A 26,996-nucleotide genomic window follows, 5' to 3' on the forward strand; every position below is an offset into this window, starting at 1 on the left:
CGGGTCGGGCGTTTGCTGCGAGCCGATGTCGGAGGTGCGACGTACCGTGTCTGCATGCGGATCCTGCACACCTCCGACTGGCACATCGGGCGCTCCTTCCACGGGCACTCGACCCTCGATGCGCTGAGCGGCGTCCTCGACGCCCTCGTCGCGCAGGTGCGCGAGAACTCCGTCGACGTGCTGGTCGTCGCGGGCGACGTCTTCGATTCCGCGGCCCCCTCGGCGGCCTGTTATCCGGTCTTGACGTCGACCCTGGCATCGCTGGCAGCAGCCGGAGCGCGTGTCATCGTCACGAGCGGCAACCACGACTCGGCTGCCCGTCTCGGCTTCCAGTCCGCTCTGTTGCGCGACGAGATCACGGTCGTCACCGACCCTCACGCCGTGGGTACCCCGGTGACCATCGACGACGAGCACGGCCCCGTGCACTTCTACGGCATCCCGTACCTCGAGCCCGCCATCGTGCGCCACCTCTGGGAGGGCGTCGAACTGCGCAGTCAGGCACAGACCATGCAGCACGCCCTCGACCTCGTCCGCGCCGACCTCGCCGAGCGCGGTGGGCGTTCGGTGGTGGCGGCTCATTGCTTCGCCGCAGGCGTCGACGCGACGCCGGGGGTGGAGCGCGAGATCCGCCAGGGGGGTCTCGACGTGGTTCCGCTCTCCGCCTTCGACGGGCCCGATTATGTCGCCCTCGGACACATCCACGGTCGCCAGCAGATCTCCACCCGCGTCCGGTACGCCGGAGCGCCGGTGCACTACAGCTTCGGTGAGGCGGGCAAACCGCGCGGATCCTGGTTGGTGGATCTCGACGCCGACGGGCTCGCGAACGTGACCTGGCTCGACCTGCCCGTTCCCCGCCCGCTCGTCACCCTCCGTGCCCCCCTCGACGAACTCCTGACCGACGATCGCTTCGCCGACTTCCACGCGCACTGGGTGCGCGCCGAGTACACCGACTCCACTCCGCAGCCCGATCCCATGCGCCGGCTGCAGGCGCGCTTCCCCTGGTGCGCCACGGTCGTCCACCTCCCCGCTCAGACCCTGCCCGACGACGGGTCGGGGTACGCCCGACGGGTGCGGTCGGCGCGCGACGACGGCGAGGTCATCGACACCTTCCTCGCCCACGTCCGCGAGGGAGAAGGGGCCTCTGAGGCGGAGCGCGCCCTCATCCGCGAGGTGCTCGACGCCCGGTCCGTCGCGGAGGCCAAGGCGTGAAGCTCCACAGCCTCGTCCTCGAGGGGTTCGGGCCGTTCCTCGAGGCGCAGACCGTCGACTTCGACGTGTTCACCGCTGACGGCATCTTCCTGATCACGGGACGCACCGGAGCCGGCAAGTCGAGCGTGCTCGACGGGGTCTGCTACGCCCTGTACGGGGGCGTTCCGCGGTACGACGGTGCGGAGCGCCGCTTGCGCAGCGACCATTGCGAGCCCGACGACCCGACCCGCGTGACACTGGAGTTCAGCGCCGAGGGCGAGCGCTGGCGCATCACTCGGTCTCCGGAGTTCGAGCGGCCGAAGCGACGCGGGGGCGGGACGACGAAAGAGCCTCATCGGGCGCTGCTCGAGATCCTCGCTCCCGAAGGGTGGACGGGCGTGGCCGCGCGTCCGGTCGATGTCGCCGCTCGTCTCGACGAGATCCTCGGTCTGACCCAGCAGCAGTTCCTCCAGGTCATCCTGTTGGCGCAGAACCGCTTCGCGCGCTTCCTCCTCGCCAAGAACGACGAACGACTGAGCCTGCTTCGAACGTTGTTCGGTACCCGGTCCTTCGAGCAGTACGCGACCGATCTCGACGAACGCCGCAAGCGCGCGTCCGAGCGTCTCGCCACCGAGGGCGTCGAGGTCGCGACCCTCCTCGACGAAGCCGAGCGTCTCGCCCTCGAGCTCGACACCGAGGCCTCGACGGTCGACGCGGTCGAAGGTGGATCGGACGCGGGTGCAGCGCTCGGAGTCGGCGATCGTGTCGCTCGGGTCGTGCGAGCGGTGGAACGTGCCGACTACCGCGTCGAGTCGGCTGCGCGCGAACGCGACGGCAGCAACGCGCGTCTCGATCGGGCGTTGATCGCCGAGCGCGAAGCGACCGCCCTCACCGAGCGGCAACACGATCGCGCACGTCTTCGCGCTCGCCTGACGGCCCTCGAGGCGGACGACGCCCGGATCTCCGACGCGCGCGACCAATCTTCCGCCGCGGCCGAGGCCGAGACTCTCCGCGGCGCGATCGAGGCGGCCGAGTCGGCGCGCAGGGGGCTCGCTTCCGCCCGGGACCGCTCCCGCGCCGCGAGCGAGAAGGCCCGTCGGCTCGGCGAGCCGGTCGGCTCCGTGTCGTCCCTCGAGGTCGGCGTCGACCGGGCAGAGCTCGTCGCCCGCGACGACGAGATCACGGCCCTGCTCGCCCGCGGCGAGTCGGCACTCGCCGCCGAGGTCGAGCTCGACGAGCTCGTCGCCGAAGCCGACCGGTTCACCGCGCTCCTCGCCCGCACCACCGCGGATCGGGACGCGTTGATCGACGGGCGACTCGAGGTTCCGGAGCTTCTGCGTGGCCTCGATGAGCGACTCATGCGACTTGCCGGAGCGGAGACCAGGAAGTCGACCGCGGCGACCGCGCGAGACGACGTGATTCGCCGGCTCGAGGCCGCGCGCCGCGCCGCGGCCCTGCTCGAGGAACGCGAACGGGCGGATCTGGCGGCTCTCGTCCGTGCCGACGAGGTGCAGCGTGCCGTCGATGCCTGGACCGCCCTTCTCCGCCGTCGTCTCGCGGGTGCCGCCGTCGAGCTGGCCCACGATCTGGTCGACGGCGAACCGTGCGCCGTGTGCGGAGCGCGCGAGCATCCGCACCCCGCGCGTGGTGACGATGCTCCCGTGTCCGACGACGAGATCAACGCCGCCGAAGATCGCAAGAACGTCGCCGTCGAGCAGGACCGACTCGCCTCCGACGCCGCGCGCGTCGCGCGTGACGCGCACACGCTGGCCGCAGCTCTCGCGGGCGGAGAGAGCGTCGAGGTCCTCGAGGAGCGTCTGGCCCAGACGGAAGAGGCCCTCACCTCGGCTGAGGTCGAGGTCGACGAGCACGAGCGCGTGCAGGAGGAACGGGCGCGGGTGGCAGAACTCGATGCGTCGATCGCCGAGCGTATCGACGGCCTGTCGGAGAAGCTCGCGAACACCCGCCAGTCCCTCGCGCTCACCGAACAGCGGATCGAGATCCTGCGCGTCGAGGTCACCGCGGCGCGCGGAGATTCCGACAGTGTGGCCGAGCGGCAGCGCGACCTTCGTTCCCGACGAGAAGCGGTGCGCGAGCTCGTCGCCGCGCAGGATCTGCTCGAGACCGCGATGGCGCATGAGAACGAGACCGCAGCGATCGTCGCGGGCCTCGTGGCCGACAGCCCGTTCGCAGACGTCGAGGCCGTGACCCGGGCTCTCCGTCCGGCGTCGGAGCGGCACCGCCTCAACACCGCGATCGCGGAGCATGACGCGGCGGTCGCCTCCGTCCGCCAGCGTTTGCTGGATCTCGAGTTGCTCCTCGTCGACGCCCCCGACGAGCCCGTCGACCTGGCTCCGTTCGCGCTCGCCGTCGCCGAGGCGCGTGAGGCCGTCCAGCGTTCGTCCGCGGCGCACGCCTCGGCTCGCGCGCTGGCCGACCGTCTGCGGGGCCTCGCGCAGCGCGCCGACGCGGGGCACACGGCGGTGGCGTCGCTCTCCGACGAGCACGCCGTGATCGCCCGCCTCGCCGACACCGTGGCCGGGCGCGCCCCGAACACGCGGCGGATGACGCTCGAGACCTTCGTGCTCGCGGCCGAGCTCGAAGAGATCGTGGCCGCGGCCAATCTGCGGCTCGACCACATGTCGTCCGGCCGGTACCGCTTGCAGCACAGCGACGCCCTGGCCGCCCGAGGTGCCGCGAGCGGGTTGGGACTCGAGGTGGTCGACGCCTTCACCGGGCAGAGTCGACCCCCGCAGTCGCTGTCGGGCGGCGAGGCGTTTCTCACGTCGCTCGCGCTGGCTCTCGGCTTGGCCGAGGTGGTCACGGCGCGAGCGGGCGGCATCCGGCTCGACACGCTCTTCATCGACGAGGGATTCGGATCGCTCGACGACGACACCCTCGACCTCGCCATGAGAACGCTCGACGAACTGCGGCAGGGAGGCCGAACTGTCGGAGTCATCAGCCATGTCGCGGCTATGAAGGACCAGCTGCCCGCTCAGCTGCACGTCACGGCGACGACCCGAGGCCCGAGTGTGATCCGACAGGGGGTGGGGGCGACTCTCGGCTGAGAGCACGGCTGGCAGCCCCGGTCACCGGCTCTAGGCTGGACGCATGCGCAAAAGCACCCTCTGGACCATCCTCGGCGTCGTCGTCGCCGTGATCATCGCGTGGGTGCTCGTGAACATCCTGTTCTCGCTCATCGCCTTCGCCTTCCGCCTCCTCGCCGTCGCGGTCGTCGCCGTGATCGTGTTCTTCGTGTTGCGCGCGGTCTTCGCCCGCCGCGACGTCGATTGACCCCCGCGTCCGCAGAGGACGAGATGCCCCCGCGCGCAAGCCCGGGTCCGATGCCCGACCCCCGGAGTACCGTCGGCGTCGATGACTCCTCCCTCTGCGCCCACGGATTCCGCCCATCCCCCCACGCGTGACATCGTGCTGTCGCCGCGGCATCGGTGGCGTGCCTACTGGGTCGCGGTCGCGGTCGCAGCGCTGACGATCCTCGACCTCACGAAGGTCAACGTCGCACTCCCCTCGATCGAGGCGGCACTGAACGCCGGCCCGACCGAGTTGCAGCTCGTGGTCTCGGGCTACATCCTGACCTTCGGCCTCGTCCTCGTGCCGGCCGGACGCCTGGGCGACCTCCGCTCTCGGCGGATGCTCTTCCTCGTCGGCCTGTCATTGTTCCTCGTGACGAGCCTGGCCTGCGCGCTCGCGCCGAACACCACCGTGCTCCTGGTCGCTCGCCTTCTGCAGGGCGTCGCGGCCGGCATCCAGATGCCCCAGGTGCTCGGGCTCGTCCAGCAGTTGTTCCAGGGCAAAGAGCGAGGCCGCGCGTTCGGGCTCTTCGGTGCCACGATCGGCATCGCGACCGCCTTCGGCCCGACCCTGGGCGGTCTGCTCATCGCCATCGGCGGCGACACCGACGGCTGGCGGCTCATCTTCTGGATCAACGTCCCGCTCGTCGCGATCGTCATCGCCCTGGCGGCGTGGCTGCTTCCCGACACGCGCACCACATCGCACCGCAAGCTTGATCTCGACCCGGTCGGCGTCGTGCTGTTCGCATTGACGATCCTGTCGTTGATGTGGCCGTTCCTGTTCACGACGGGTAGCCCCGATGACAACCCGCACCGCTGGTGGTTCCTCGTGGCGTCGGTCGTGTTCGCCGCGGGTTTCGTCTTCTGGGAACGGCGATATGCGGAGCGCGGCCGGATGCCGCTCATGCCGTTCTCGATCTTCTCCCTCGCGTCCTACCGCAACGGCGTGCTCATCTCGACCGCGTACTTCTCCGCCGTTCCCGCGATGTTCCTTCTCGGCACCCTGTTTCTCCAGGGCGGACTCGGCCTCGAACCCGTGTTCGCGGGAATGGTCACGATCGGCTTCGCCGTGGCATCCGCGGGCAGCTCGTGGATCGGCGGCAACCTCGTCACTCGACTGGGGCGCCCCCTCGTCGTCTGGGGGATCCTGGGGATGGTCGCCACCGCCGGTGGGCTCGTCCTGGTCGCCCTCTTCACCGACCCCGGGTGGACCCCCTGGGCGATGGCGGCGGTCATGACGTTCGGGGGTTTCGCCGGCGGACTCGTCATCTCGCCGAACCAGACGCTCACCCTCGCCGACATCCCGGTCAAGAGCGGCGGCGTCGCCGGATCCGTCGGCCAGCTGGGGCAGCGCATCGGCACGGCCGTAGGCACGGCCATCGCCCTGGCCCTGTTCTACGCGACGGTCTACCGCGAGCAGGGCAGCGTCGACGACATGGCCGTGCTGTACCACGACGCCTACGCGTCGGGCATGATCACGGTCGGCGTCTTCCTGGCGCTCGCGCTCGTCGTGGGGGTCACCGACCTCGCGGGTCGAGCGCGTTCGGGCTCGCAGACGCCCTGAGTGCAGGCGGCGTCGCGGACGCGCTCAGACGCCGTAGCGGGTGCGGATCTCAGCGCGGAGCTCGTGACTGCACCGTTCCACAACATCGTCCCAGAGTTCGGTCGCGCCGTCCTGTGCGCGGTCCGACACGGCACGGAGGATGCGAATGGGCACACCGAACTGCTGCGCCACCCAGATGAGCGCGTAGGACTCCATGTCGACGAGACTCCCGCCGAGGCCACGGATGAGTCTCACGGTCTCGGCATCGTCGACGAAATGGTCTCCCGTGGCGATGACCATGCCCTCGTGACCGGTCTCGACGCGAGCGGGGAGCGAAACGTGCTCGCCGAAGGCGCCGTCGAGGCCCTTCACGTCGTGCTGGATCGCCGCGGCGATGTCGTAGATGCCGCCCTGGACGTCGTCGTCGATCGCTCCGGCGGTTCCGACGACCACGATCTCGTCGTAATCGCCCGCGCACAGGGCCCGCGTCAACGCGTAGGCGGCCGGGATCTTGCCCACTCCGGTGAGCAGGCGCTCGAACCCGGGGATCTCCGCCTCGAAGGCGTTGAGTTCGGACGCATGGGCGGCGACGAGGAGCTTCACCCCACCATTGTCGCCGACGCCGACGCCGACGCCGCCGCGCGTTCGCGCCGCGTGCCCCCCCCCGCGACGAGACGCCCGCCGCGCCGGAACACGCACCGTGGGCGCGCTCCGCGTGCGGCGGGCGTTCACGCGAAGGGGAGAGTCGTCGCTCAGCCCTGTGCGGGCTCGGATGCGGCCGACAGGTGCGCGAGCTCGTCGCTCGTCAACTCGAGCGACGCGCTGGCGAGCAGGTCGGCGACTTGTTCCACCTTCGAGGCGCTCGCGATGGGGGCGGCCACGGTGGGCTGCAGGCGCAACCAGGCCAGTGCCGTCGCCGCGACGGAGGCACCGTGCGCGTCACCGACCTCCTCGAGGGCGTCGATCAGCTTCAGCCCTGCGGGAGTGGCGAGTTTCGCCGCACCCTCCGCGCGAGGCGAATCGCCCGTGGCATCCGCCGAGCGGTACTTGCCGGTGAGGAACCCGCTGGCGAGGGCGTAGTACGGCACGAGCGACATGCCGTACTGCTCAGCCACGGGCACGATGTCGTTCTCGACCTCGGTGCGGTGCACGAGGTTGTAGTGCGGCTGGATCGCGACCGGCAGATCGGCGCCGGCGGCCTCGGCGAGCGAGATCCACTCGCGGATGCGGGCCGCGGTGTAGTTCGACACCGCGACGTAGCGCACGAGCCCGTCCGTCACGAGATCGGCGAAGCCGGCCACGGTCTCTTCGAGCGGGGTGTCGGTGTCGTCGAAGTGCGCGTAGTACAGGTCGATCGTGTCGACGCCGAGACGCGTCAGCGACGCCTCCGCGGCGGCACGGATGTTCTTCGCGCTCAGCCCGCGGAACTGAGGGTGCTGGCTGACCTTCGTCGCCACGACGACATTCTCGGGCTTGCGCGAGGCGAGCCACTCGCCGATGAGGGTCTCGCTCTCACCGCCCGAGTTGCCGGGCACCCAGGCGCTGTAGGCGTCGGCGGTGTCGATGAAGTCGCCCCCACCGGAGTGGAACGCGTCGAGAACGGCGAACGAGGTGTCGCGGTCCGCGGTCCAGCCGAAGACGTTGCCGCCCAGCGAGAGGGGGAGGATGTCGAGGTCGCTGCGTCCGATACGCGTCATGATGCCCTTCCTGTCGAAATCGGTGACGTGGAGGTCAACGATCACCGTCGGAGGGCATTCCCGCGACGCGCCGGTTCAGCTGCCTCCGGACAGGATGCCGATCAGGCCGCTGATGAGCAGCCACAGGCCGATGCCCGCACCGGCGATCCAGATGACGACGGTGCCCGCCGGGTACTTCTTCTTCCCGTCGGAGCCGCCGGGGGTCTCGGGGGCGCTCACGAGCGCACCATCATGACGATCGAGACGATGAGCACGGCGAGTCCTCCGATGACGGCGATGGCGGCGATGATGGGTCCTCCGCCGGCCAGATAGGCGGCGACACCCAGAGCGAGAAAGAGCACGGCCAGCACGATGCCGACGATCTGGTAGACGCGATACCGCCGGCCGTCGTGCGTGGTCTTCTGTTCGCTCACGGTGCCCCCTCGGTCACCAGGCTACCGAAAAGCTGTGCGCCTCCTGAGCCGGTACGCGGGGAATCGCCCGAGTATGCGGATCGCGGCGTACCGTGGGCGCATGGCGCGTCCCGTACCCGACCCCGTTCGTCCCGGCCAGGAATCCGTGTGGGACTACCCCCGCCCACCGCGCGTGGAGCGCGTCCGCAAGCGCGTGCAGATCGACTTCGGCGGCGTGCGGATCGCCGATACCGCTGACGTCGTCCGTGTGCTCGAGACCAGCCATCCGCCGGTGTACTACGTGCCCATCGCGGCGTTCGGCGATGCGCTGACCCTCGGCGAGGGCGCGTCGTTCTGCGAGTTCAAGGGGGGAGCCCGGTACTTCGATGTCCACGGGGGTGGGGGAGCGGTCGCCGCTCGCGCCGCCTGGAACTATCCGCACCCCATGCCCGGGTACGAGATCCTCGAAGACCGGGTCGCCGTGTACGCGGGCCCGATGGATCGCGTCGTGCTGGGCGGCGAGACGGTCGAACCGCAGCCGGGCGGCTTCTACGGTGGGTGGGTGACGAGCGACCTCGCGGGCCCGTTCAAGGGCGTTCCGGGGTCGATGGGCTGGTAAGGGCCCGCCAGCGTGTGGGGTCGCACGCGGACCGCGGACTCACTCGCTCGGGAACGCCTCCGGCACGGCCGCGTACAGGTCGGCCAGCCACACGCGGGCGTTGCCGTCCGAGGGTGCACGCCAGTCGCCGCGCGGCGACAGCGAGCCCGCGGGCGACACCTTGGGGCCGTTCGGGATCGCGGTGCGCTTGAACTGCGCGAAGCCGAAGAACCGTTTCAGGAACACCTCGAGCCACTTCGCCACGGTGACGAGGTCGTACGCCGGCCGCCCTGCCTCGGGGTAGCCGGGGGGCCAGGCGCCGGCATCCCGATCGCTCCAGGCGTGAGCCGCGAGGAAGGCGATCTTCGACGGTCGGAAGCCGAAGCGCAGCACGTGGTAGAGCGTGAAATCGTGCAGGTTGTACGGGCCGATACGGTCCTCGGTGGACTGCATGCGGCCGTCCTGGCCGGCGGGCACTAGCTCGGGACTGATCTCGGTGTCGAGCACGGACTGGAGCACGTCGACGGTCTCATCGCTGAGCTCCCCTGAGGAGATCACCCACCGGATGAGGTGCTGGATGAGCGTCTTGGGAACGCCGGGGTTCACGGAGTAGTGGCTCATCTGGTCGCCCACGCCGTAGGTGGACCACCCGAGCGCGATCTCGGACAGGTCTCCGGTGCCGACGACGATCCCGTTGTTCTGGTTCGCCAGACGGAACAGGTAGTCGGTGCGGAGCCCCGCCTGGACGTTCTCGAACGTGACGTCATGGACGGGCTGCCCTGCCGCGAAGGGGTGTCCCATGCGCGAGAGCATCTCGGTCGCCGCCGGGCGGATGTCGATCTCTTCGATCGAGGCGCCGACGGTTTCGGCGAGGGCGATCGCGTTGCGCTTGGTCTTCTCGCTCGTGGCGAACCCGGGCAGCGTGTAGGTGAGGATGTCGCTGCGCGGACGCCCCATCCGGTCCATGGCGCGTGCGATCACGAGCAGCGCGTGCGTGGAATCGAGTCCGCCGCTCACACCGAGGACCGGACGCGGGTCGCCGATGGCCTGGAGCCGCTGCACGAGGCCCGACACCTGGATGTTGAACGCCTCGTAGCAGTCCTGCGCGAGGCGAGCCGGATCGTCGGGGACGAAGGGGAAGCGATCGACCGCGCGGCGCAGACCGAGGTCGGTCGCGGGCGGGGCGAGCTCGAACGACACCGTCCGGAACGCGGGGCCGGTCGTGCGGCGGTTGTCGTCGAATGTGCCCTGCCGCAGGCGATCCTGTCGCAGACGGTCCAGGTCGACGTCGGCGACGCTGCGCCGTGGTCCGTCGGGGAAGCGCTCGGTCGTGGCGAGCAGGTGCCCGCCCTCGTAGATCATGGTCTGGCCGTCCCATGAGACGTCGTTGGTCGATTCGCCCTGACCTGCGGCCGCGTAGACGTAGGCCGCGAGGCACCGCATGGACTGCGACTGCGACAGCAGGTTCCGATCGTCGGCACGCCCGATCGTGATGGGACTGCCCGACAGGTTGGCGAGCACCGTCGCCCCGGCGAGCGCCGCCCCCGAGGACGGCGGGATCGGCACCCAGACGTCCTCGCACACCTCGGCGTGCAGGGTGAGACCGGGTACGTCGGCCGCCTCGAACAGCAGGTCGGGTCCGAACGGCACCGTCTCGCCGGCGAGGCGGATGTGCTGACCGGCCTGGTCGTCTCCGCGCGCGTACCAGCGGTGCTCGTAGAACTCGCGATAGGTGGGCAGGTACGCCTTGGGGGCCACGCCGAGCACCCGACCGCGGTGGATCACGACCGCGCAATTGAACAGGCGGTTGCCGTGGCGCAGCGGCGCGCCGACGAGGAGCACCGGAAGAAGATCGGCGGATGCCAGCACCAGGCGCTCGACAGCGGTTTCGACGGCATCGAGGAGGGGATCCTGCATGACGAGGTCGTCGATCGCGTAGCCGGTGAGGCACAGCTCGGGGAAGACGGCGACGGCGACGCCCTCGGCGTCGCACGCGCGCGCGGAGTCGAGCACGGCGTCGGCATTGGCGGCGGGGTCGGCGACCGCGACGGGAATCGTGCACGCCGCGACGCGCGCGAACCCGTGCCGGTACACGTTCTCGAACGGCAGGTCGGTGATCACCCCCTCAGTCTGTCAGCACGGTCCGACACCGGGCGGTCGGATTGCGAGAGGAGGCCGGCCTGTGGATGGCGGAACCCGATGTCGGTGGCCCCGATTAGCGTTGAGGACCATGCGGTACATCGAGCAGGAGGCGCGGATCGTCTGGAGCGCCAGCGACCTCAAGGCGGCGGCGGAGTGCGAGTTCGCGTGGCTGCGCGCCATCGACGCGAAGATCGGTCGCGTCGCGCCCGTCGACGACCCCGAGGACGCCACCCTCGAACGCGCGGCCCGCCTGGGAACGGCGCACGAGCTGCGGGTGCTCGACGATGACCGCGCCCGCTTCGGCGCGGCGGTGCGCGAGATCCCGGCGGCCCGATCGTCCGACGCCCAGGCCCTCGCCGAAGCCGTGCGCCTCACCGACGAGGCTCTGGCCGACCCGTCCGTCGAGGTGGTGTACCAGGCCGCTTTCGCCACCGATGAGTTCGTGGGGTTCGCCGACTTCCTCGTCCGCGAGTCCGACGCGTCGCCCGAGGGAACGCGTCGGTGGATCGTGCAGGACACGAAGCTCGCGCGTCGGGCCCGGGTGACCGCGCTCATGCAGCTCGCCGCCTACGTGGATCAGCTCGATCGTCTCGGCGTCCCGCGCGCAGACGAGGTGCAGTTGCTGCTCGGCGACGGCTCGACGAGCACGCACCGCGTCGACGACCTCCTCCCGGTCTTCGGTCTGCGCCGGGAGCGCCTGCGTGCGCTGATCGCCGACCGGAGGGCCGATCTCGGCGTCGCCGGGGCGGCGATCGCCTGGGGCGATGCGCGCGGCGATCTCGGGGTCATCGCGTGCGGTCGGTGCGCCACGTGCGAGCTCGAGGTCGTCGCGCACCGCGACCTGCTCCTGGTCGCCGGCATGCGCCCCGTCCAGCGCGACCGGCTCCGTGCCGGCGGCATCGAGACGATCGACCAGCTGGCGGCCGCTCCGGCCGCTCCCGCCGCGATGAGCGCCGACACCTTCGCGTCCCTCCGCACGCAGGCGCGTCTGCAGCTCGAAAGCCCGGCGGGGGTCCCGGGCGGCGATGCCCCCGCTTCCGCCGTGCCGACCTTCGAGGTCGTCGCGCCGAAGTCGCTCGGGGTGCTTCCCCGGCCCGACCACGGCGATCTGTTCTTCGACTTCGAGGGCGACCCGCTCTACACCGAGGGGGTCGGTGAGCACTGGGGCATCGACTACCTCTTCGGCTGGGTCGACTCTCGCGAAACCTACGGGGCCCTGTGGGCGCACACCTTCGACGAGGAGCGAGCGGCCCTCGAGCGCTTCCTCGACATGGTGGCGCTGCGCCGTCAGCAGTACCCGGGCATGCACATCTACCACTACGCCCCCTACGAACCGACCCATCTGCTCACGATGGCGGCGCGCTACGGCGTTCGAGAAGCGGACGTCGATCGGCTCCTGCGCGACGGCGTCTTCGTCGACCTGTACCCGGTCGTCCGGCGAGCCCTGCGGGTCGGCTCGCGCTCGTATTCGATCAAGAAGCTCGAGCCCCTCTACATGGGCGACGAGGTGCGCACGAGCGACGTTCAGCGCGGAGACGACTCCATCGTGAGGTACGTCGAGGCCCGCGCGCTCGCCGCCGACGGCGACACGACCGCCGCGCAACGCGTGCTCGACGATCTCGCCGACTACAACCGCTACGACTGCGTGTCGACCCGGCGACTGCGCGATTGGCTGGTCGAGCGCGCCCGCGAGTCGGGCGCCGTCCCGGCGCGAGGGGCCGAGCCCGACGAGCAGGCGTACGAGCCCTCGCCGCGCGCCACGGCCCTGCAGAGGTGGGCGGCCGACGCCGCCGAGCCCGATGCGACGGCGCTTCGTCTCGCCGCTGCCGCCATCGACTACTACCCGCGCGAAGAGAAGACCTATTGGGCCACGCACTTCCTGCGCCTGCGTGAGCCGCTGTCGGTGTGGGAGGACACGCGTGACGTCGTGGTGGTCGATGCCGCACGTTCGCGGGTGGTCGCCGACTGGCATGTCCCCGAGTCGGGCCGGGGCTCGCAGCGCCGACTCGTCGAGCTGCGCGGTGAGGTCGCCCCCGGGACGCGCCTGAGCGCGGACGCCGAACCTTTCGCCGTCTACGATCTGCCCGCCCCGTTCCCGCTCGAGACACGGCCGCGGTGGATTCACGGTGCGCGCCGCACGACCGTTCGCGAGGTCCTCGACGACGGGGCGATCGTCGAAGAGATCGCCGCCGACGGAGTGACCTGGGACGACCTGCCGCTCGCCCTCACCCCGCCCGCCCCGCCCCGCGCCGGCAACCAGCAGAAGGCGATCGACGCGTGGGCCGACGCCGTCCTCGCGGCGGCCCCGGCGATCCCGCAGGGAGCCGCGGCCGACATCCTCCGCCGGGTCCCACCGCGGACGCTCTCGGGCGCTCTCGCCCCGGTCACCAGCATCGACGGCCGCGGTGGCGACGACGACGTGGCGGCGATCGCTCGGAGCGTGGCCGACCTGGACCACAGCTACCTGGCCGTGCAGGGCCCTCCCGGCACGGGCAAGACCTACGTCGGCTCCCACGTCATCGCCCGCCTCGTCGCCGATCGCGGGTACCGCGTCGGGGTCGTGGCGCAGTCGCACGCGACCGTCGAGCACATGCTCGATCAGGTCATCGCGGCGGGGGTGCCGGCATCCCGAGTCGGGAAAGCGCCGAAGGACCCGGGCGTCTCGCACTCCTTCACCGTTCTGCCGAAGAACGGGATCGCGGCGTTCACCGGCGAGAACGCCGCGACCGGTTTCGTCGTCGGCGGGACCGCGTGGGACTTCAGCCACGAGACCCGGATCCCCCGCGGAAGTCTCGACCTGCTGGTGATCGACGAAGCGGGTCAGTTCTCGCTCGCGTCCACGATCGCGGTGTCGCTCGCGGCGCGGCGCCTCCTTCTGCTGGGCGACCCCCAGCAGCTGCCGCAGGTCAGTCAGGGCACGCACCCCGAGCCCGTCGACACCTCGGCGCTCGGGTGGATCATCGACGGAGCCGAGGTGGTGCCCGAGGAGTTCGGCTACTTCCTCGCCCGCACGCGCCGCATGCACCCCGCCGTCGCCGAGCCGGTGTCGCGGCTGTCGTACGAGGGTCGCCTCGCCGCGCACCCCTCCACCGCTCTGCGCCGCCTCGACGGCGTCGAACCGGGGGTGCACGTGGTTCCGGTGCGCCACAGCGGAAATGCGACGTTCTCGAACGAAGAGGCGGCCGAGGTCGCCCGATTGGTCGCCGAGCTGGTCGGACGCGAGTGGACGGGAGCCGAGGGAGGGGCGGGCGATGCCGCCACCGTGCACGAACCGCGCGCGCTCCGGGCCGACGAGATCATCGTCATCACCCCGTATAACGCTCAGCAGGTCGCCGTCGAGGAGGCGCTGGCCGCGGCCGGCTTCGCCGACGTCCCGGTCGGGACGGTCGATCGGTTCCAGGGGAAGGAGGCGGTCGTGGCGATCCTGACGCTCGCCGCCTCGTCGGGGCGGGAGGCCCCCCGCGGGCTCGAGTTCCTCCTGCTGCGCAACCGCATCAACGTCGCGATCTCGCGGGCGATGCAGGCCGCCTACGTGGTGTACTCACCCGCTCTGCTCGACGACCTTCCGCGGACCCCCGAGGGGGTCGCGCGGCTCAGCGGCTTCGCGCGGTTGGTGGGCGCTCAGGCCGTGCCGTAAAGGCGGTCGCCCGCGTCTCCGAGGCCGGGCACGATGTAGCCCTTCTCGTTGAGGCGCTCGTCGACGGCGCCGAGCACGAGGGTCACGTCGTGTCCCTCGACCTGCTTCTCGATCGCCGCGACACCCTCGGGGGCGCCGAGCAGGCAGATCGCGGTGACGTCCTGCGCGCCGCGCGCGAAGAGGAAGTTGATGGCCGCGCCGAGCGAGCCGCCGGTGGCGAGCATCGGGTCGAGCACGAAGCACTGGCGGTCGCTGAGGTCGTCGGGAAGGCGCTCGGCGTAGGTCGTCGGCTCGAAGGTCTCTTCGTCGCGCACCATGCCGAGGAAGCCGACCTCGGCGGTGGGGAGGAGCTTCACCATGCCCTCGAGCATGCCGAGCCCGGCGCGCAGGATCGGGACGACGATCGGACGGGGCTCGCTGATCTTGACGCCCATGGTCGTGGTGACCGGAGTCTGGATCTCGATCGGATCGACGCGCACGTTGCGGGTCGCCTCGTAGGCGAGGAGCGTCACGAGTTCCTCGGTGAGCTGGCGGAACACCGGCGACGACGTCTGCACGTCACGCAGCACCGTGAGCTTGTGGGTGATGAGCGGGTGGTCGGCGACGTGGACACGCATAGGCTCAAGGCTAACCGCTCCACCCGCAGACCACCGCCCGTCTTTCACCGGAGATCCCGTGACGCCCACCGCCCGCGACCTCACCGCGATGCGGCGCGCCCTCGCCCTCGCCGATGCCGCGGCGGCCGACGGCGACGTCCCGGTGGGCGCAGTGGTCGTGGATGCCGCGGGCGAGGTCATCGGCGAAGGCCGCAACTTGCGCGAGGTCACGGGGGACCCGACGGCTCACGCCGAGGTCGTCGCCCTGCGCGAAGCCGCCCGTCGCCTGGGCACGTGGCACTTGGCCGAGTGCACCCTGGTCGTCACCCTCGAGCCGTGCGTCATGTGCGCCGGTGCGATCCTCCAGGCGCGCATCGAGCGGGTCGTCTTCGGATCGTGGGATGCCAAGGCCGGAGCCGCCGGCTCCCTGTACGACGTCCTGCGCGACCGGCGGCTTCCGCATCGCGTCGAGGTCGTCGGCGGGGTCGAGGAGGAAGGGGCCTCGAACCGGCTGCGCGCGTTCTTCGAGGGCCGCCGCTGACGACTCAGCGGGGGAGGAGCGGAAGCACCTCCGCGCCGATCTGGTCGGCGTGATCGACGTCGCGGAGGTCCATCAGCTGGAAGTAGACCCGTTCGGCTCCGAGTGCGCGAAGCCGCTCGACCTTCTCGGCGACCTGTGCGGGAGTGCCGACGATGTTCGCCCCGTCGTCGAACTGGTCGCGGGTGCGCCCGATCGCGTCGAGGCGGCGGTCGATCTCGGCGTCGTCCGCCCCGACGACGGTCGGAAGCGCCACCGAGAGCTTCAGCGTGCCCGGGTCGCGGCCGATCGCCTCGCACGCGGCGCGCACGACGGCGAACTTCTCGGCCACGACGTCCTCCGAGACGAACCCGATGTTGAACTCGGTGGCGTACCTCGCGGCCAGTGCGGGGGTGCGCTTCGGGCCGCCCCCGCCCACGATCACCGGAACCGGGGATTGCACCGGTTTCGGGAGCGCCGGCGCCTCGTCGAGGTCGTAGTGCTCGCCGTGGAACGTGAAGGTGTCGGCATCCGGGGTCGACCAGAGACCCGTCACGACCTGGAGCTGCTCTTCGAGCAGATCGAAGCGCTGGGGCGGGAACGGGATGCCGTAGGCGCGGTGCTCGCGCTCGAACCACCCCGTTCCGAGCCCCAGCTCGACGCGGCCGCCCGACATCGCGTCGACCTGGGCGACCTGGATCGCGAGGATCGCCGGGACCCGGTAGGTCACGGACGACACGAGGGTGCCTAGGCGGATCCGCGAGGTCTCGCGGGCGAGGCCGGCGAGCGTCGTCCACGCGTCGGTGGGGCCGGGGCGCGCATCTCCCTCGCCCATGCGCAGGTAGTGGTCGGACCGGAAGAACCCGTCGAGACCGTGCTCTTCGGCGGAGCGCGCGAAAGCGAGCTGGTCGTCGTAGGAGAAGCCCTGCTGGGGCTCGGTGAACAGGCAGTACTCCACGGGGACCTCCGGGGGCGGGTCGGGGATGGGTCAGTCGGCCGAGCGCAGGATGATCGCCTCGGTCGGGGGTGCCGGGTCGGCGGGGCGACCGACGTAGCCGATGTGGGTCAGCAGAGCCTGACGGAACACCGCGGGGCGTTCGAGGTGCACGGAGTGTCCGGCGCCCTCGACGGGCACCTCGGCGACCTCGCCGCCCTTCTCCGCATAGGACGAGAGCACATCGCGCGTCTGCGAGACCATCGGCTGCGCGGGCGCGACATCGACGCCGGGCCAGTCGGGGACCACGCCGAGCGCGCCGAGGTGGTTGACGTCCGAGAACGAGGTGTCCGAGACGATCGCATCGGCGGTGCCGTAGATCCACAGGATCGGCGGCTTCGCGGCGAGGTCCACGATGCCCGAGACGTCGAGGTACTTCGGCGCGAGGGCGTTCAGCACTCCCGTCGTCCCGGGGGCGAAGCCCGGCCAGGTCGAGGTGGTGACCGAGTCGCCCGGGTAGTTGCCGGTGGCCGTGGACGTCGACAGCATCGCTTCGACCCACACGTCCTCGTGCTCGCTCCGATAGCCGTCGGCGACGTAGCTGCTGCGGAACACGGAGCGGGGAGAGGTGGGGGCCCCGTCGGTGGTGTCGTGGTCGATGAGACGCTGGATGAAGTCGGGGTTCGCCGCGCCCGCGCCCGCGCCCGCGTCTTCGTCGCTCAGACGGGAGCCGTCGCGACGCGTGCCGCCGAACCCGTACGGCGAGATCGGCGACTGCAGGGTCAGTGACAGGACGGGGTGATCGAGCGCGTACTGCAGCACGACGGCTCCGCCCATCGACCAGCCGACGAGGTGGGCGGTGGAGATGCCGAGGGCCTCGAGCGTCGCGTGCAGGTCGTCGCTGAAATCGCGGACGCCGCGCGTGGCATCGATCGGGCTGTGCTCGGTACGACCGAAGCCGCGCAGGTCGACCGCGATCACCCGCAGCTCGCTCGGCAGGTCCTGCATGATCTCCTGCCAGAACAGCGAGGAGGCGACGTTGCCGTGCACGAAGACCACCGTGTGCTCGGGGGAGGTGGAGGGGTCGTCACCGACGCGCTCGAGCACGTTCACACCCAGCCGGTCGGTCTCGACCAGGCGCGCGGTGATGCCGTCGAAGAGAGTCATCGCTAGTCCTCCGTGTCGCTCGCCGGTGCTCCGGCACACCGTTTTCCGACTCTAACGCGCGCCCCTATCGGTCGCACTCAGGCTTGCCCCCGCCATCGGCGACGGGTTCGTAAACTGTGGCCTATGACAGATGCCACGACCTCGCTGCCCCCGATCGCGATCCTCGGAGCCGGTTCCATGGGAGGAGCGATCCTCCGCGGCCTCGTCGCCGCGGGCCTGACCGAGGGCGGGGTGACGGCCACCAACCGCTCCGTCGCCAAAGCGGCCGAGCTCGCCGAGCTCGACGGGGTGACCAGTGTCGCGCTCGAGGTCAATCCCGCGGGCAACACCGACGCCGCGTCCGCCGCCGACATCGTGCTGGTGGGCGTGAAGCCCGCGATGGTGCCCGACCTGCTCGACGAGATCGCCCCGCACCTGCGACCCGGCGCGATCGTGGTGAGCCTGGCGGCGGGAGTCACCCTCGACACGTTCGCTGCTCACCTCGGCGAGGGCGTCTCCACCCTGCGCTCGATGCCGAACACCCCCTCGCTCGTCGGCCGGGGCGTGACGGGTCTCGCCGCCGGGTCCGCGGCGTCCGCCGACGACGTCGCGGTGGTCCGAGCCCTCTTCGAGACCGTGGGTTCGGTGCTCGAAGTCCCCGAATCGCAGATCGACGCCCTCTCGACCATCTCGGGCTCCGGTCCCGCCTACGTCTTCCTGCTCGTCGAGGAGTTCACCAAGGCCGCCGTGCGGATGGGGTTCGACGACGATCAGGCGCGTCTGCTCGCGGAGCAGACCTTCATCGGGGCGACCGCGCTCATGGCATCCGCAGAGGTGGATCCCGCCGAGCTCCGCCGCCGTGTGACCAGCCCGAAGGGCACCACCGAGCGCGCCGTCGCCGTCCTGCAGGGCGCTCGTCTCGACGATACCTTCACCACCGCCGCCGAAGCAGCCCTCGCCCGGGCGAAAGAACTGGCCGCGGGCAACTGACCATGCGCCTGCGGTTCACCGGGACGATCTGGTACTGGCGCGGCCCCGCGCCGTTCCATTTCGTCTCGGTGCCCGCGGCGGAGGCGGCGATGATCGCCGAGGTCGCCACGGTCGTCACCTACGGGTGGGGGATGATCCCCGCATCCGTCACGATCGGCCGCACCACCGTGACCACCTCGCTCTGGCCGAAGGACGGCGGGTACGTGGTGCCGGTGAAGAAAGCACTGCAGGATGCCGAGGGCCTCGGTGTCGACGACGAGGTCGAGCTGACCCTGGACATCGACGTCTGAACGCGTCGGCTAGCGGTCGAGCGACGCGAAGCGTTCGATGTCGGAGTTCGTGCCCGAAACGATGATGAGGTCGTGGTTGGTGACGACCGTGTTCGCCTCCGCGTAACGGAACGGACGGCCCGGGCTCTTCACCCCGACCACCGTGACGTTGTACTTCGAGCGGACGCCCGACTCGTTCAGGCCCACCCCGCGAACGAGCTTGGGCGGGTACATCTTGGCCAGGACGAAGTCGTCGTCGAAGCGGATGAAGTCGAGCATGCGGCCGCTCACGAGGTGGGCGACGCGTTCTCCGGCTTCGGCTTCGGGGTAGATCACGTGGTTCGCACCGACGCGGGCGAGGATCTTGCCGTGCGACTGCGACACGGCCTTCGCCCAGATCTGCGGCACCTTGAGGTCGACGAGGTTGGCCGTGATGAGAACCGACGCCTCGATGAGCGAGCCGACCGCGACGACGGCGACCTGGAAATCCTGGGCGCCGATCTGGCGGAGGGCGTCGATGTTACGGGCGTCGGCCTGCACGGCGTGCGTGACGCGCTCCGACCACTTCTGGACGAGCTCGAGGTTGCCGTCGACGGCGAGCACCTCGCGGTCGAGGCGGTCCAGTTCACCCGCGCACGCGGCGCCGAAGCGCCCCAGGCCGATCACCAGGACGGGGGCGTCACTGCGGATGCGTTCAACCAACGATGGGCCTTTCCACGGGGAGCGCGTACAGCTGCGACCGGGAGGACGCAGCCACTGCTGCAGCGAGTGTCACTGTACCAATGCGCCCCATGAACATCGTGGCGGCCATGACGTACTTGGCGGCTTCGGGAAGCTCGGCGGTGAGCCCCGTCGACAGGCCCACCGTGGCGAAGGCCGAGACGACGTCGAAGAGCACGTGTTCGATCGGAGCATCGGTGATCCGGCTGATGGTCACGGTCGAGATCGCGACGATCGTGGCCCCCCACGCGACGACGGAGAGCGCGACGCGCTGCACGTCGCTCGGGATGCGGCGGCCGAACGCCTGCACCGACGGGCGCCCCTTCGCCTCCGAGAACACGGCGAGGGCGAGCACCGCCAGCGTCGTGACCTTGATGCCGCCCGCGGTGGAGGCCGAACCGCCGCCGACGAACATGAGCATCGAACCGACGATGAGGGTGGCGCCGTTGAGATCGCCGATGTTGATGACGCTGAATCCGCCCGACCGTGTCATCGCCGAGAGGAAGAAGGCCTGGAACGTGGTGTCCCACGCATCCATGCTGCCGAATGTGAGGGGGTTGTCGTATTCCAACAGCAGAATGACGCCGGCACCGGCGAAGAACAGCACGACCGTGGTGATGATCGTGAGCTTCGCGTGCAGCGACCACAGGCGGAACCGCCAATAGTGGCGCCACAGCGTGAAGATGACCGGGAATCCGATCGAGCCGAGGAAGACCCCGGCCATCAGCACGGTGAGCAGGTAGTAGTCCTGCGCGAACGGCGTGAGGCCGTCGGCGTTGGGGACGAAGCCGGTATTCGTGAACGCCATCGCCGCGTAGTACGGCGCCTCCCACAGGGCCACGAGCGGATTGATCCCGCCGATGATGAGCGAGGGGTAGATGAGGACGGTCAAGCCCGCCTCGATGACCAGGGTGGACAGGGCCACCGTCCGCAGCAGCTGGCCGACCTCGCCGAGCCGGACGGTCTGGCCCTCGTTCACCGGCCCGCCGTGGACCCGCAGGGGGTTGCTGTCGCCCGCGGCGATCAGCTTCGCGCGCAGCCCGAGGCGTTTCGAGATGACCAGGCCGAGGATCGAGGCGAGGGTCAAAACACCCAGGGCGCCGACGTTGACGCCGATGTAGGTGATGACGCGCCCCAGGGGCGAGAAGTCGGAGTACATGTTCAGCGTCGACAGGCCCGTCACGCAGATCGTGGACACCGCGGTGAACAGAGCGTCGGCGAAGGCGATGCGTTCGCCCGTCGCAGACGCCGCGGGCAGCGAAAACAGCGCGGTGAACAGCGCGATGAGCGTGACGAACACGAGCACCGCGAATCGCGCGGGTGAGGCGGTCGTCAGGTTGCGCAGACGATCCCATGCCTCGTAGGCGATGCGACGCAGTCGCACGGCCAGTCGAGCCTCGTTCGGCGTCGCCGCCATGCGCCGCTCCCTTCGGTGCCCGAACCCGAATCATGGTACTCGGGCCGGGGCGCCGCTAATCTGATGCCATGGCGGACATCTTCGACGTGATCGCTGACGGAACGCGTCGCGACATCCTTCAGCTGCTCCTCGACCGGGCGACCGGTGGCGAACGCGGAACGAGCGTGTCGCAGATCGTCGCGGCACTCGGGGTGAGTCAACCCACCGTCTCCAAGCACCTCAAGGTGCTGCGCGAGGCGGAGCTCGTCTCGGTCCGTGAAGAGGGCCAGCACCGCTACTACAGCCTCGCGGTCGCGCCCCTCGACGAGGTCGACGACTGGCTCGTGCCGTTCTTCTCGATCGACGACGACACCGAGCCCGCGCTCCCCGAATCCGCGATGCACGCCGCCGAGGTGGTGGGGCGCGCCGCCGCATCGGTGAAGCACTCCTTCTCGACCGCGTTCCGCAAGCTCCCGGGGCGATGACGACGACGGATGCCGCGCATTTCCGGCATCCATGAATCACATTCGTCACAGTGGGCACATAGGTTTACAGCCGTCCCGGCCAGACCCTAGAGTGTGCACAGCATCAGGAGGGTGAGTTCACCCGGAACGAGGGGTGAGCGATGGCCGAGCTGCCGGACGTGCGGTTCTTGACGGTCGCTGAGGTCGCAGAGTTCATGCGCGTGTCGAAAATGACGGTCTACCGTCTCGTGCACGCGGGAGAATTGCCGGCGGTGCGCTTCGGACGCAGTTACCGGGTGCCGGAATCGGCGGTCGCCGAAGCCGTGCAACGACCGGTGTCCGACGTCGGCTAGACTGATCCGAGGCTTTTTTCCAACGCCTGCTGTTCCCGGGGGCCGAAATCGGCACCCAGACCCCGACTTAGTGAGGTTTTCCGTGGGTTCTGTCATCAAGAAGCGCCGTAAGCGCATGGCGAAGAAGAAGCACCGCAAGCTGCTTCGCAAGACTCGTCACCAGCGCCGCAACAAGAAGTAAGCGGCCACCACACCGAGCGCCTGTCCGAATCGTGACGGGCGCTTCGTGTATCCGGCGCGACGATCTCGCGCCGCCGAACCGTATCGTCCGCCTTCCTCGGAGGAAAGCATGCAGTCCATCTCGGTCCACGATCTGCACGCGGGGCGCGAGCGCCCCCTGATCGACGTGCGCGAGGAGCACGAGTTCGCCGCAGGGCACGTTCCCGGCGCGGTGAACCTGCCGATGTCGACGATCGGCGAGCACCTCGACGAGCTCCCGGGTGAGCCCTTCGACGTCATCTGCCAGGCCGGCGGGCGCTCGGCGCGGGTCGTCGAGGCGCTCTCGGCGCGCGGCCACGACGCCACGAACGTCGAGGGCGGCACGGGCGATTGGATCGCCGCGGGATACGACGTCGAGTCCTGATCGGTCCGCGGACACACGCGGCGCACGCCGCGACCGTCGTTGCCCCGCCTCCTAGGATGAGGAGTGTGACGACCCTCACGCTGATCGGTAAGCCCGACTGCCACCTCTGCGACGTGGCGGAGCAGATCGTCGAGACCGTCGTCGCCGAGCTCCCCGAGGGCGCCGCTGACCGGGTCACCATCGAACAGGCCTCGATCGCCGACGACGCCGCCCTCTACGAGAAGTGGTGGGAGAAGATCCCGGTCGTCCTCATCGACGGCGAACTGCACGCCCATTGGCGCGTTTCCGCCGACCGACTTCGCGCCGCTCTCCTCGCGGCAGACACCCAAGGAGCCTCCGCATGAGCATCCGTCACATCGTTCTGTGGAAGCTGTCGGCTGACGACGCCGACACGCGTGCCCTGCATGCCGAGCAGATCGCCGAGCGCCTGCTCGCCCTCGCTCCCGTGATCGACGACATCCAGCACATCGAGGTGGGGCGCAACATCGTCAACCCGCAGTCGAACTGGGACGTCGCTCTGGTCAGCGAGTTCGCCGACGTCGATGCGCTCGAGCGTTACCAGGTGCACCCCGCTCACCAGGAGGTCGCGGCGTTCGTCCGCTCCGTCGTGGCGGAGCGCTCTTCGGTCGACTACCCGTTCTGAGTCGCATGGGCTCCCGAGCCGCTTTTTGTCACCCGTTTGTGATAACGGTTCTCATTATCGATAAGCTCTCGATCGGTTCACCTGAGCCCCCGACCGAGAAAGCTGTCCATGCCCGCACGCCTCCGTCGTCGACAGACGACTTCCCTGGCCGCCCTGTTGATCGCAGCGGCAACCCTCTCCACCGCCTGCAGCGCCCCGCCCGCAGCGCCGGCCGGCCCCACCGACGGGCGACGAACCCTCGCCGCCACTGCTCCCGGATGGGCATCAGCCGCCCCCGAGGTCGCCCTCGATGCACGACTGTCGGCCACCGTCCTCCTCGCCGACTCGGCAACCCCCGCGGAGGCGAGCGCGGCGCGCTCGTGGCTCCAGGCCGTCGGGATCGATGTCGTCAGCGACCGCGAGAGCATCCGCGCGCTCTCGGTGACCGGGTCGGCATCGGCGTTCGCGTCGGCGTTCGACACCGCGTTCGGTCAGACGACCGTGGACGGGCGCGCGGCCGTCGCTCCCACCCGCGATCTGTCCGTCCCCCGCGAGGGAAGCGCCATCGAGTCCGTCGCCGGCCTCGTCGACACCGATGCCATGAACCCCAGCGTGGACCCCGCGCCCGTGCGAAGCGACGACTGCGCCGCGTACTGGGGGCAGACGCTCTCGTCGTCATGGCCCTCGTCGGTTCAGGTCGAGCATCGCTCCAACGCGCTGTGCGGGTACGGGCCCACGCAGCTCCGGGCCGTTCACCGACTCCCCGCCGACGCACGCGGCGCAGGCGCGACGGTGGCGATCGTCGGAGTCTTCGACGACGATACGGTCGCCGCCAACACCGACACGTATTTCGCCCGGGAAGGCCTGTCGACGCTGCGCGACGGCCAGTACACCCACCATGCGCCCGCGAATCCGAACGTCACCCGGTGCGGGGGCCCATCGGCATGGACCGTCGAGCAGCACCTCGACGTGCAGGCGGTGCGCGCGATGGCGCCGGACGCCGACATCGTCTACTGGGGTGCCGATGACTGCCTCGCAGCGACGCTCTATCTGCGCGTCCTCGACGCGGTCGAAGCCCCCACCACCCCGAGTGTGGTGTCACTGTCGTTCGGCGGCCCGGAGGAGCTCGACACCGACGCCGACCGCACTCTCCTGAATCGCGTCCTCGTCGAAGCCGCGTCCCGGGGCGTGTCGGTATTCGCCTCGAGCGGCAACGACGGCGATTACTCCCTCGCCGGCGACCACCACGACGAGACCGACGTGGCGACCCCGGCCTCAAGCCCGTACGCCACCGCGGTGGGCGGAGCCAGCATCGGCCTCGACGCCGACAACGGCATCGCCGTCGAGTCCGGATGGGAGGTGCAGACCCGCTTCGCGCAGAACGGGGGCATCATCCCGCCGGGCTTCCTCTACGGGGCCGGGGGCGGAGAGTCGGCCTTCTACCCGCGCCCCAGCTGGCAGAGCGACCGCATCGCCCACTCCGGATCGGGGCGTCTCGTCCCCGACGTCGCGTCGCTGGCCGACCCCAACACGGGCTTCACCGTGGCCGTTCCGCGCGACGGGGCGGTGTCGTACGAAGCTCACGGGGGGACGAGCCTGGCCACGCCGATGGTCGCGAGCATGGTGGCCATCGCGAAGGCGCGCACGGGGGTGAGAGTCGGCCTCGCCGCGCCCTTCTTCTACCGGCTGTCCGGCTCGAGCGCGATCCGTGACATCGTGCCCGCGTCCGCCGGTACCTGGTACCGCCGCGACAAGGGCACCGGTCAGCTCTGGCTCGAGACCCTCTACCTGTGGGATACGCGTCCGCAGTCCCTCCAATCGGCCACCGGGTGGGACCCGGTGACCGGCGTCGGCATCCCGAACGGCGCAGACTTCCTCGACCGATTCGGAGCAGACCAGTGATCTCGCGTCCTCTTACCCGATTCGTCGCCCTCGTCGCCGGCGCGGTCGTGACGGCCGCCGTCGTCGCCGGGGCCGTCCCCGCGAACGCGGCAGCGACGATCCCCTCGACCTCGGCCTCCGGCATCCAGATGCTCGATGCCGACGGCGGCGAGCTCCAGCAGCCCGCCCCCCTGAGCGAATGGACAAGGGGAGCCACGGTCGAGGACTCTCTCGCTCAGACCGGCGATGTGCTCAAGCTCAACACCACCCGTTCAACGGGTCTGACCGCCCGAGCAGCTTCCGACGGCGCGCAGGCGACGATCGAGAGCGGACTGTTTCAGCTGCGTGATCGCGTCCCGATCGCCTTCACCGGGCTCCGCGCCAGCTGCGGGACGGATGGAAGCACGTCGGTGACGTTCGACACCCTGACCGTCGACGGCAAGAACGTCCTGAACGCGGCGAAGCTCTCGGCAGGGTACACCGTCGCTTTACCCACCTCAGACACGTGGGGCTCGACGCGACTCATCGTGGGGGAGCGCGCCGTCGACCGCGGTCGCGCCCAGGTGACGGCCCTGCGGATCGAGGCGGAAGCGGGCTGGTCCGAGATCTGGCGTGTACGTCTCGGCGTCGTCGCCTGTGCTCCGACGGTTCCGGCGTCGCCCGCCCTGGTCTCGGGAGTCACCGTCACGTCGCCGAGCGGTGCTGCCCTCATCCCGGGAGCCCCGCACCTGGAGGCCGAGGGGTCGGTCTCCGCGCAGACGGTGAGCGGAACCGCTCCCGCGTCGACGGGCTCGGATGTGTCCGCCGCGCATTCGGCGGACGGATCGAGCGCGGTCTCGGTGGGATCGTTCCGTCAGGTGCCGGACACCTCGTCGGTGGGCGAGTACATGTGGTCGGCCCTGCGTGTCTACGGCCTGCGTCTCACCGTGGACGCCGACGGCTCATCACGCGTGACCTTCGCCGACACCGGATCCGCGGTCTTCGTCAACGGCATCTGGATCAACACGGGAACCGACCTCTACACGGGCGTGGATGCCGCGGGCGCACCGCGCGTGCGCGTGCACCTGAACGAGCGCGTCGCGCAGAGCGACGGCAGCGTGGTGATCACCGCGCTGCGCTACGAAGACCTCACCGGGGCATACCCCGCGGTCAGCCTCGGGGTCGTGCGGTGGTCTGCCTCGGCGGGTGGATCCACCCCTACGCCCGAGCCGACGAAGACCACCGCGCCGCCGCTGCCCGCGCGATACGCCTTCGCGGTCGACGCCACCGGTCCCTCGGCGATCGCCCCGGCTTTCGTCGCGGCGCCCGGGGAGACGAAGATCGCGCACGTCGCATCCGGCGGCGCCGACGCGCAGACGGTGACCGACGGGTACGCCGGGCAGATCTCCGTCCGCGGCGTCGCGACCGCCAGCTCCGATGCGGCGGCCTCGGTCGGAGTGGACGACCTCGTCCTCTATCCCGGAACGGCGATGGAGGTGTCGCTGCGAAGCGTGCGCCTCGAGGTCACGTCGGTCGGGACGACGCTGACCACCGGGGGTGGAACAGTGGCCGGGCAGGCGGTTCCGGCGGGGGCGGTGGCGGCCGGAACCCGCTTCGCCGTCGCGGGGCGCACGGCGGTGATCACGCTGAACACGCAATCGGTCGACGGGCAGGCGGAGACCGCCGTCGCCCTCGAGGTTGATGACCGTCGCGGCCTCGGCGCGTTCGTGCGGGTCGGCGTCGTCACGGCCGACGCTCCGCAGCAGTCGCCGGATCCGGGAGGCGGCACGTCGCCCGCCCCGCAGCCGCAGCCGTCGGGGGGCTCGTCTTCGGAACAGCTCTCCCCCGGTCCGATCGGCAGGGACGACGTGCGCGTCGCCGGCGGGGGCGCAGCATCGACGTCTGGTCCTCTGGCGAGAACCGGCGCGGATGTGTCGGCGCTCCCCGGGCTGATCGGCGCGGGTCTGTTCGCGGCGGTCGGCGGTGCCGTCCTGATCGTCTTCACCCGACGCCGTCGCACACGGCGCGAGTGAAGGGA

27 protein-coding genes are annotated in these 26,996 nt (G+C 70.3%); 17 read left to right on the top strand and 10 right to left on the bottom strand.

All coding sequences use genetic code 11. From position 1 onward, the window contains the following. Positions 1-54: 54 nt before the first annotated feature. The 4 genes from QBE02_RS13410 to QBE02_RS13425 all read left to right on the top strand — a co-directional run bounded on the left by QBE02_RS13410 (position 55) and on the right by QBE02_RS13425 (position 6,063). The gene (locus QBE02_RS13410) at positions 55-1,209 is read left to right on the top strand and encodes an exonuclease SbcCD subunit D (protein WP_279366177.1); all 1,155 of its coding nucleotides are present in this window, start codon (positions 55-57) and stop codon (positions 1,207-1,209) included. Further along, a complete protein-coding gene (locus tag QBE02_RS13415) occupies positions 1,206-4,256 on the top strand; it encodes an SMC family ATPase (RefSeq protein ID WP_279366178.1) in 3,051 nt (1,016 codons plus the stop codon). The genes QBE02_RS13410 and QBE02_RS13415 overlap by 4 nt, the downstream gene beginning before the upstream one ends. Before the next feature lie 43 nt (positions 4,257-4,299). Further along, positions 4,300-4,482 carry a hypothetical protein gene (locus tag QBE02_RS13420; RefSeq protein WP_056224029.1) on the top strand — a complete coding sequence of 61 codons (183 nt, stop codon included), beginning with the start codon at positions 4,300-4,302 and terminating at the stop codon, positions 4,480-4,482. 81 nt (positions 4,483-4,563) lie between these two features. Continuing rightward, on the top strand, positions 4,564-6,063 hold the full coding sequence (locus tag QBE02_RS13425) for an MFS transporter (RefSeq protein WP_279366179.1): 1,500 nt from the start codon (positions 4,564-4,566) through the stop codon (positions 6,061-6,063). 24 nt (positions 6,064-6,087) lie between these two features. On the opposite strand, the gene QBE02_RS13430 is transcribed toward QBE02_RS13425, so the two are convergent. The 4 genes from QBE02_RS13430 to QBE02_RS13445 all read right to left on the bottom strand — a co-directional run bounded on the left by QBE02_RS13430 (position 6,088) and on the right by QBE02_RS13445 (position 8,152). Continuing rightward, positions 6,088-6,645, bottom strand: coding sequence for a nucleoside phosphorylase (locus QBE02_RS13430; RefSeq protein ID WP_279366180.1), 558 nt, complete (start codon positions 6,643-6,645; stop codon positions 6,088-6,090). 149 nt (positions 6,646-6,794) lie between these two features. Further along, on the bottom strand, positions 6,795-7,739 hold the full coding sequence (locus tag QBE02_RS13435; protein WP_279367896.1) for an aldo/keto reductase: 945 nt from the start codon (positions 7,737-7,739) through the stop codon (positions 6,795-6,797). Positions 7,740-7,814: 75 nt separating this feature from the next. Continuing rightward, a complete protein-coding gene (locus QBE02_RS13440) occupies positions 7,815-7,958 on the bottom strand; it encodes a hypothetical protein (RefSeq protein WP_156371548.1) in 144 nt (47 codons plus the stop codon). Continuing rightward, complete coding sequence (locus tag QBE02_RS13445; RefSeq protein ID WP_056224026.1) at positions 7,955-8,152, bottom strand: hypothetical protein; 198 nt, start codon at positions 8,150-8,152, stop codon at positions 7,955-7,957. Before QBE02_RS13445 ends, QBE02_RS13440 begins: the two co-directional genes overlap by 4 nt. A 100-nt stretch (positions 8,153-8,252) precedes the next feature. On the opposite strand from QBE02_RS13445, the gene QBE02_RS13450 reads away from it, so the two are divergent. Continuing rightward, the gene (locus QBE02_RS13450) at positions 8,253-8,750 is read left to right on the top strand and encodes a DUF427 domain-containing protein (protein ID WP_279366181.1); all 498 of its coding nucleotides are present in this window, start codon (positions 8,253-8,255) and stop codon (positions 8,748-8,750) included. 39 nt (positions 8,751-8,789) lie between these two features. Here the strand turns inward: QBE02_RS13450 and QBE02_RS13455 are convergent, their stop codons facing one another. Next, on the bottom strand, positions 8,790-10,850 hold the full coding sequence (locus tag QBE02_RS13455; RefSeq protein ID WP_279366182.1) for an NAD(+) synthase: 2,061 nt from the start codon (positions 10,848-10,850) through the stop codon (positions 8,790-8,792). A 109-nt stretch (positions 10,851-10,959) separates the two neighbouring features. Here QBE02_RS13455 and QBE02_RS13460 point away from each other — a divergent pair, with 109 nt between their 5' ends. After that, complete coding sequence (locus QBE02_RS13460) at positions 10,960-14,508, top strand: TM0106 family RecB-like putative nuclease (RefSeq protein WP_279366183.1); 3,549 nt, start codon at positions 10,960-10,962, stop codon at positions 14,506-14,508. Here QBE02_RS13460 and upp read toward each other — a convergent pair. Next, complete coding sequence (upp, locus tag QBE02_RS13465) at positions 14,493-15,125, bottom strand: uracil phosphoribosyltransferase (protein ID WP_056224019.1); 633 nt, start codon at positions 15,123-15,125, stop codon at positions 14,493-14,495. The genes QBE02_RS13460 and upp overlap by 16 nt on opposite strands. A gap of 88 nt (positions 15,126-15,213) precedes the next feature. Between upp and tadA the strand changes: the two genes are divergently transcribed. Continuing rightward, on the top strand, positions 15,214-15,645 hold the full coding sequence (tadA, locus tag QBE02_RS13470; protein ID WP_279367897.1) for a tRNA adenosine(34) deaminase TadA: 432 nt from the start codon (positions 15,214-15,216) through the stop codon (positions 15,643-15,645). A 4-nt stretch (positions 15,646-15,649) separates the two neighbouring features. Here the strand turns inward: tadA and QBE02_RS13475 are convergent, their stop codons facing one another. After that, complete coding sequence (locus QBE02_RS13475; RefSeq protein WP_279366184.1) at positions 15,650-16,579, bottom strand: LLM class F420-dependent oxidoreductase; 930 nt, start codon at positions 16,577-16,579, stop codon at positions 15,650-15,652. 30 nt (positions 16,580-16,609) lie between these two features. Next, positions 16,610-17,722 carry an alpha/beta fold hydrolase gene (locus QBE02_RS13480; RefSeq protein WP_279366185.1) on the bottom strand — a complete coding sequence of 371 codons (1,113 nt, stop codon included), beginning with the start codon at positions 17,720-17,722 and terminating at the stop codon, positions 16,610-16,612. 123 nt (positions 17,723-17,845) lie between these two features. Between QBE02_RS13480 and proC the strand changes: the two genes are divergently transcribed. After that, positions 17,846-18,691 carry a pyrroline-5-carboxylate reductase gene (proC, locus tag QBE02_RS13485; protein WP_279366186.1) on the top strand — a complete coding sequence of 282 codons (846 nt, stop codon included), beginning with the start codon at positions 17,846-17,848 and terminating at the stop codon, positions 18,689-18,691. A 2-nt stretch (positions 18,692-18,693) separates the two neighbouring features. After that, positions 18,694-18,981, top strand: a complete 288-nt coding sequence (locus QBE02_RS13490; protein ID WP_279366187.1) for a DUF1905 domain-containing protein — start codon at positions 18,694-18,696, stop codon at positions 18,979-18,981. Positions 18,982-18,990: 9 nt separating this feature from the next. Here QBE02_RS13490 and QBE02_RS13495 read toward each other — a convergent pair whose 3' ends face one another. Beyond that, positions 18,991-19,662, bottom strand: a complete 672-nt coding sequence (locus tag QBE02_RS13495; protein WP_056224009.1) for a potassium channel family protein — start codon at positions 19,660-19,662, stop codon at positions 18,991-18,993. Continuing rightward, positions 19,655-21,097, bottom strand: a complete 1,443-nt coding sequence (locus QBE02_RS13500) for a TrkH family potassium uptake protein (RefSeq protein ID WP_056224007.1) — start codon at positions 21,095-21,097, stop codon at positions 19,655-19,657. Before QBE02_RS13500 ends, QBE02_RS13495 begins: the two co-directional genes overlap by 8 nt. 68 nt (positions 21,098-21,165) lie before the next feature. On the opposite strand from QBE02_RS13500, the gene QBE02_RS13505 reads away from it, so the two are divergent. The 8 genes from QBE02_RS13505 to QBE02_RS13540 all read left to right on the top strand — a co-directional run bounded on the left by QBE02_RS13505 (position 21,166) and on the right by QBE02_RS13540 (position 26,991). Next, positions 21,166-21,561, top strand: a complete 396-nt coding sequence (locus QBE02_RS13505; RefSeq protein ID WP_268104721.1) for an ArsR/SmtB family transcription factor — start codon at positions 21,166-21,168, stop codon at positions 21,559-21,561. A gap of 140 nt (positions 21,562-21,701) precedes the next feature. Next, complete coding sequence (locus QBE02_RS13510; RefSeq protein WP_279366188.1) at positions 21,702-21,893, top strand: helix-turn-helix domain-containing protein; 192 nt, start codon at positions 21,702-21,704, stop codon at positions 21,891-21,893. An 82-nt stretch (positions 21,894-21,975) separates the two neighbouring features. Continuing rightward, positions 21,976-22,074: a 30S ribosomal protein bS22 gene (locus QBE02_RS13515; RefSeq protein WP_003792170.1), complete on the top strand. Its 99-nt coding sequence runs from the start codon at positions 21,976-21,978 to the stop codon at positions 22,072-22,074. 108 nt (positions 22,075-22,182) lie between these two features. Next, complete coding sequence (locus QBE02_RS13520) at positions 22,183-22,476, top strand: rhodanese-like domain-containing protein (RefSeq protein WP_268104719.1); 294 nt, start codon at positions 22,183-22,185, stop codon at positions 22,474-22,476. Positions 22,477-22,541: 65 nt separating this feature from the next. Beyond that, positions 22,542-22,820 (top strand): glutaredoxin family protein, encoded by a 279-nt coding sequence (locus QBE02_RS13525; RefSeq protein WP_081349772.1) that lies wholly within the window; start codon positions 22,542-22,544, stop codon positions 22,818-22,820. Beyond that, positions 22,817-23,119: a Dabb family protein gene (locus QBE02_RS13530; protein ID WP_279366189.1), complete on the top strand. Its 303-nt coding sequence runs from the start codon at positions 22,817-22,819 to the stop codon at positions 23,117-23,119. The genes QBE02_RS13525 and QBE02_RS13530 overlap by 4 nt, the downstream gene beginning before the upstream one ends. A 108-nt stretch (positions 23,120-23,227) precedes the next feature. Then, on the top strand, positions 23,228-25,000 hold the full coding sequence (locus QBE02_RS13535) for a S53 family peptidase (protein WP_279366190.1): 1,773 nt from the start codon (positions 23,228-23,230) through the stop codon (positions 24,998-25,000). Further along, positions 24,997-26,991 (top strand): hypothetical protein, encoded by a 1,995-nt coding sequence (locus tag QBE02_RS13540; protein ID WP_279366191.1) that lies wholly within the window; start codon positions 24,997-24,999, stop codon positions 26,989-26,991. Before QBE02_RS13535 ends, QBE02_RS13540 begins: the two co-directional genes overlap by 4 nt. Positions 26,992-26,996: the final 5 nt, after the last annotated feature.

Source organism: Microbacterium testaceum, from assembly GCF_029761935.1.
GTDB classification, from domain to species: Bacteria; Actinomycetota; Actinomycetes; order Actinomycetales; family Microbacteriaceae; genus Microbacterium; species Microbacterium testaceum_A.

Excerpts from the sequence above, each read along its gene's own strand:
- QBE02_RS13410 (WP_279366177.1), top strand. The coding sequence starts at position 55 with ATGCGGATCCTGCACACCTCCGACTGGCACATCGGGCGCTCCTTCCAC.
- QBE02_RS13420 (WP_056224029.1), top strand. The coding sequence starts at position 4,300 with ATGCGCAAAAGCACCCTCTGGACCATCCTCGGCGTCGTCGTCGCCGTG.
- QBE02_RS13425 (WP_279366179.1), top strand. The coding sequence starts at position 4,564 with ATGACTCCTCCCTCTGCGCCCACGGATTCCGCCCATCCCCCCACGCGT.
- QBE02_RS13435 (WP_279367896.1), bottom strand. The coding sequence starts at position 7,739 with ATGACGCGTATCGGACGCAGCGACCTCGACATCCTCCCCCTCTCGCTG.
- QBE02_RS13450 (WP_279366181.1), top strand. The coding sequence starts at position 8,253 with ATGGCGCGTCCCGTACCCGACCCCGTTCGTCCCGGCCAGGAATCCGTG.
- QBE02_RS13460 (WP_279366183.1), top strand. The coding sequence starts at position 10,960 with ATGCGGTACATCGAGCAGGAGGCGCGGATCGTCTGGAGCGCCAGCGAC.
- upp (WP_056224019.1), bottom strand. The coding sequence starts at position 15,125 with ATGCGTGTCCACGTCGCCGACCACCCGCTCATCACCCACAAGCTCACG.
- tadA (WP_279367897.1), top strand. The coding sequence starts at position 15,214 with ATGCGGCGCGCCCTCGCCCTCGCCGATGCCGCGGCGGCCGACGGCGAC.
- QBE02_RS13480 (WP_279366185.1), bottom strand. The coding sequence starts at position 17,722 with ATGACTCTCTTCGACGGCATCACCGCGCGCCTGGTCGAGACCGACCGG.
- proC (WP_279366186.1), top strand. The coding sequence starts at position 17,846 with ATGACAGATGCCACGACCTCGCTGCCCCCGATCGCGATCCTCGGAGCC.
- QBE02_RS13490 (WP_279366187.1), top strand. The coding sequence starts at position 18,694 with ATGCGCCTGCGGTTCACCGGGACGATCTGGTACTGGCGCGGCCCCGCG.
- QBE02_RS13500 (WP_056224007.1), bottom strand. The coding sequence starts at position 21,097 with ATGGCGGCGACGCCGAACGAGGCTCGACTGGCCGTGCGACTGCGTCGC.
- QBE02_RS13505 (WP_268104721.1), top strand. The coding sequence starts at position 21,166 with ATGGCGGACATCTTCGACGTGATCGCTGACGGAACGCGTCGCGACATC.
- QBE02_RS13510 (WP_279366188.1), top strand. The coding sequence starts at position 21,702 with ATGGCCGAGCTGCCGGACGTGCGGTTCTTGACGGTCGCTGAGGTCGCA.
- QBE02_RS13520 (WP_268104719.1), top strand. The coding sequence starts at position 22,183 with ATGCAGTCCATCTCGGTCCACGATCTGCACGCGGGGCGCGAGCGCCCC.
- QBE02_RS13530 (WP_279366189.1), top strand. The coding sequence starts at position 22,817 with ATGAGCATCCGTCACATCGTTCTGTGGAAGCTGTCGGCTGACGACGCC.
- QBE02_RS13535 (WP_279366190.1), top strand. The coding sequence starts at position 23,228 with ATGCCCGCACGCCTCCGTCGTCGACAGACGACTTCCCTGGCCGCCCTG.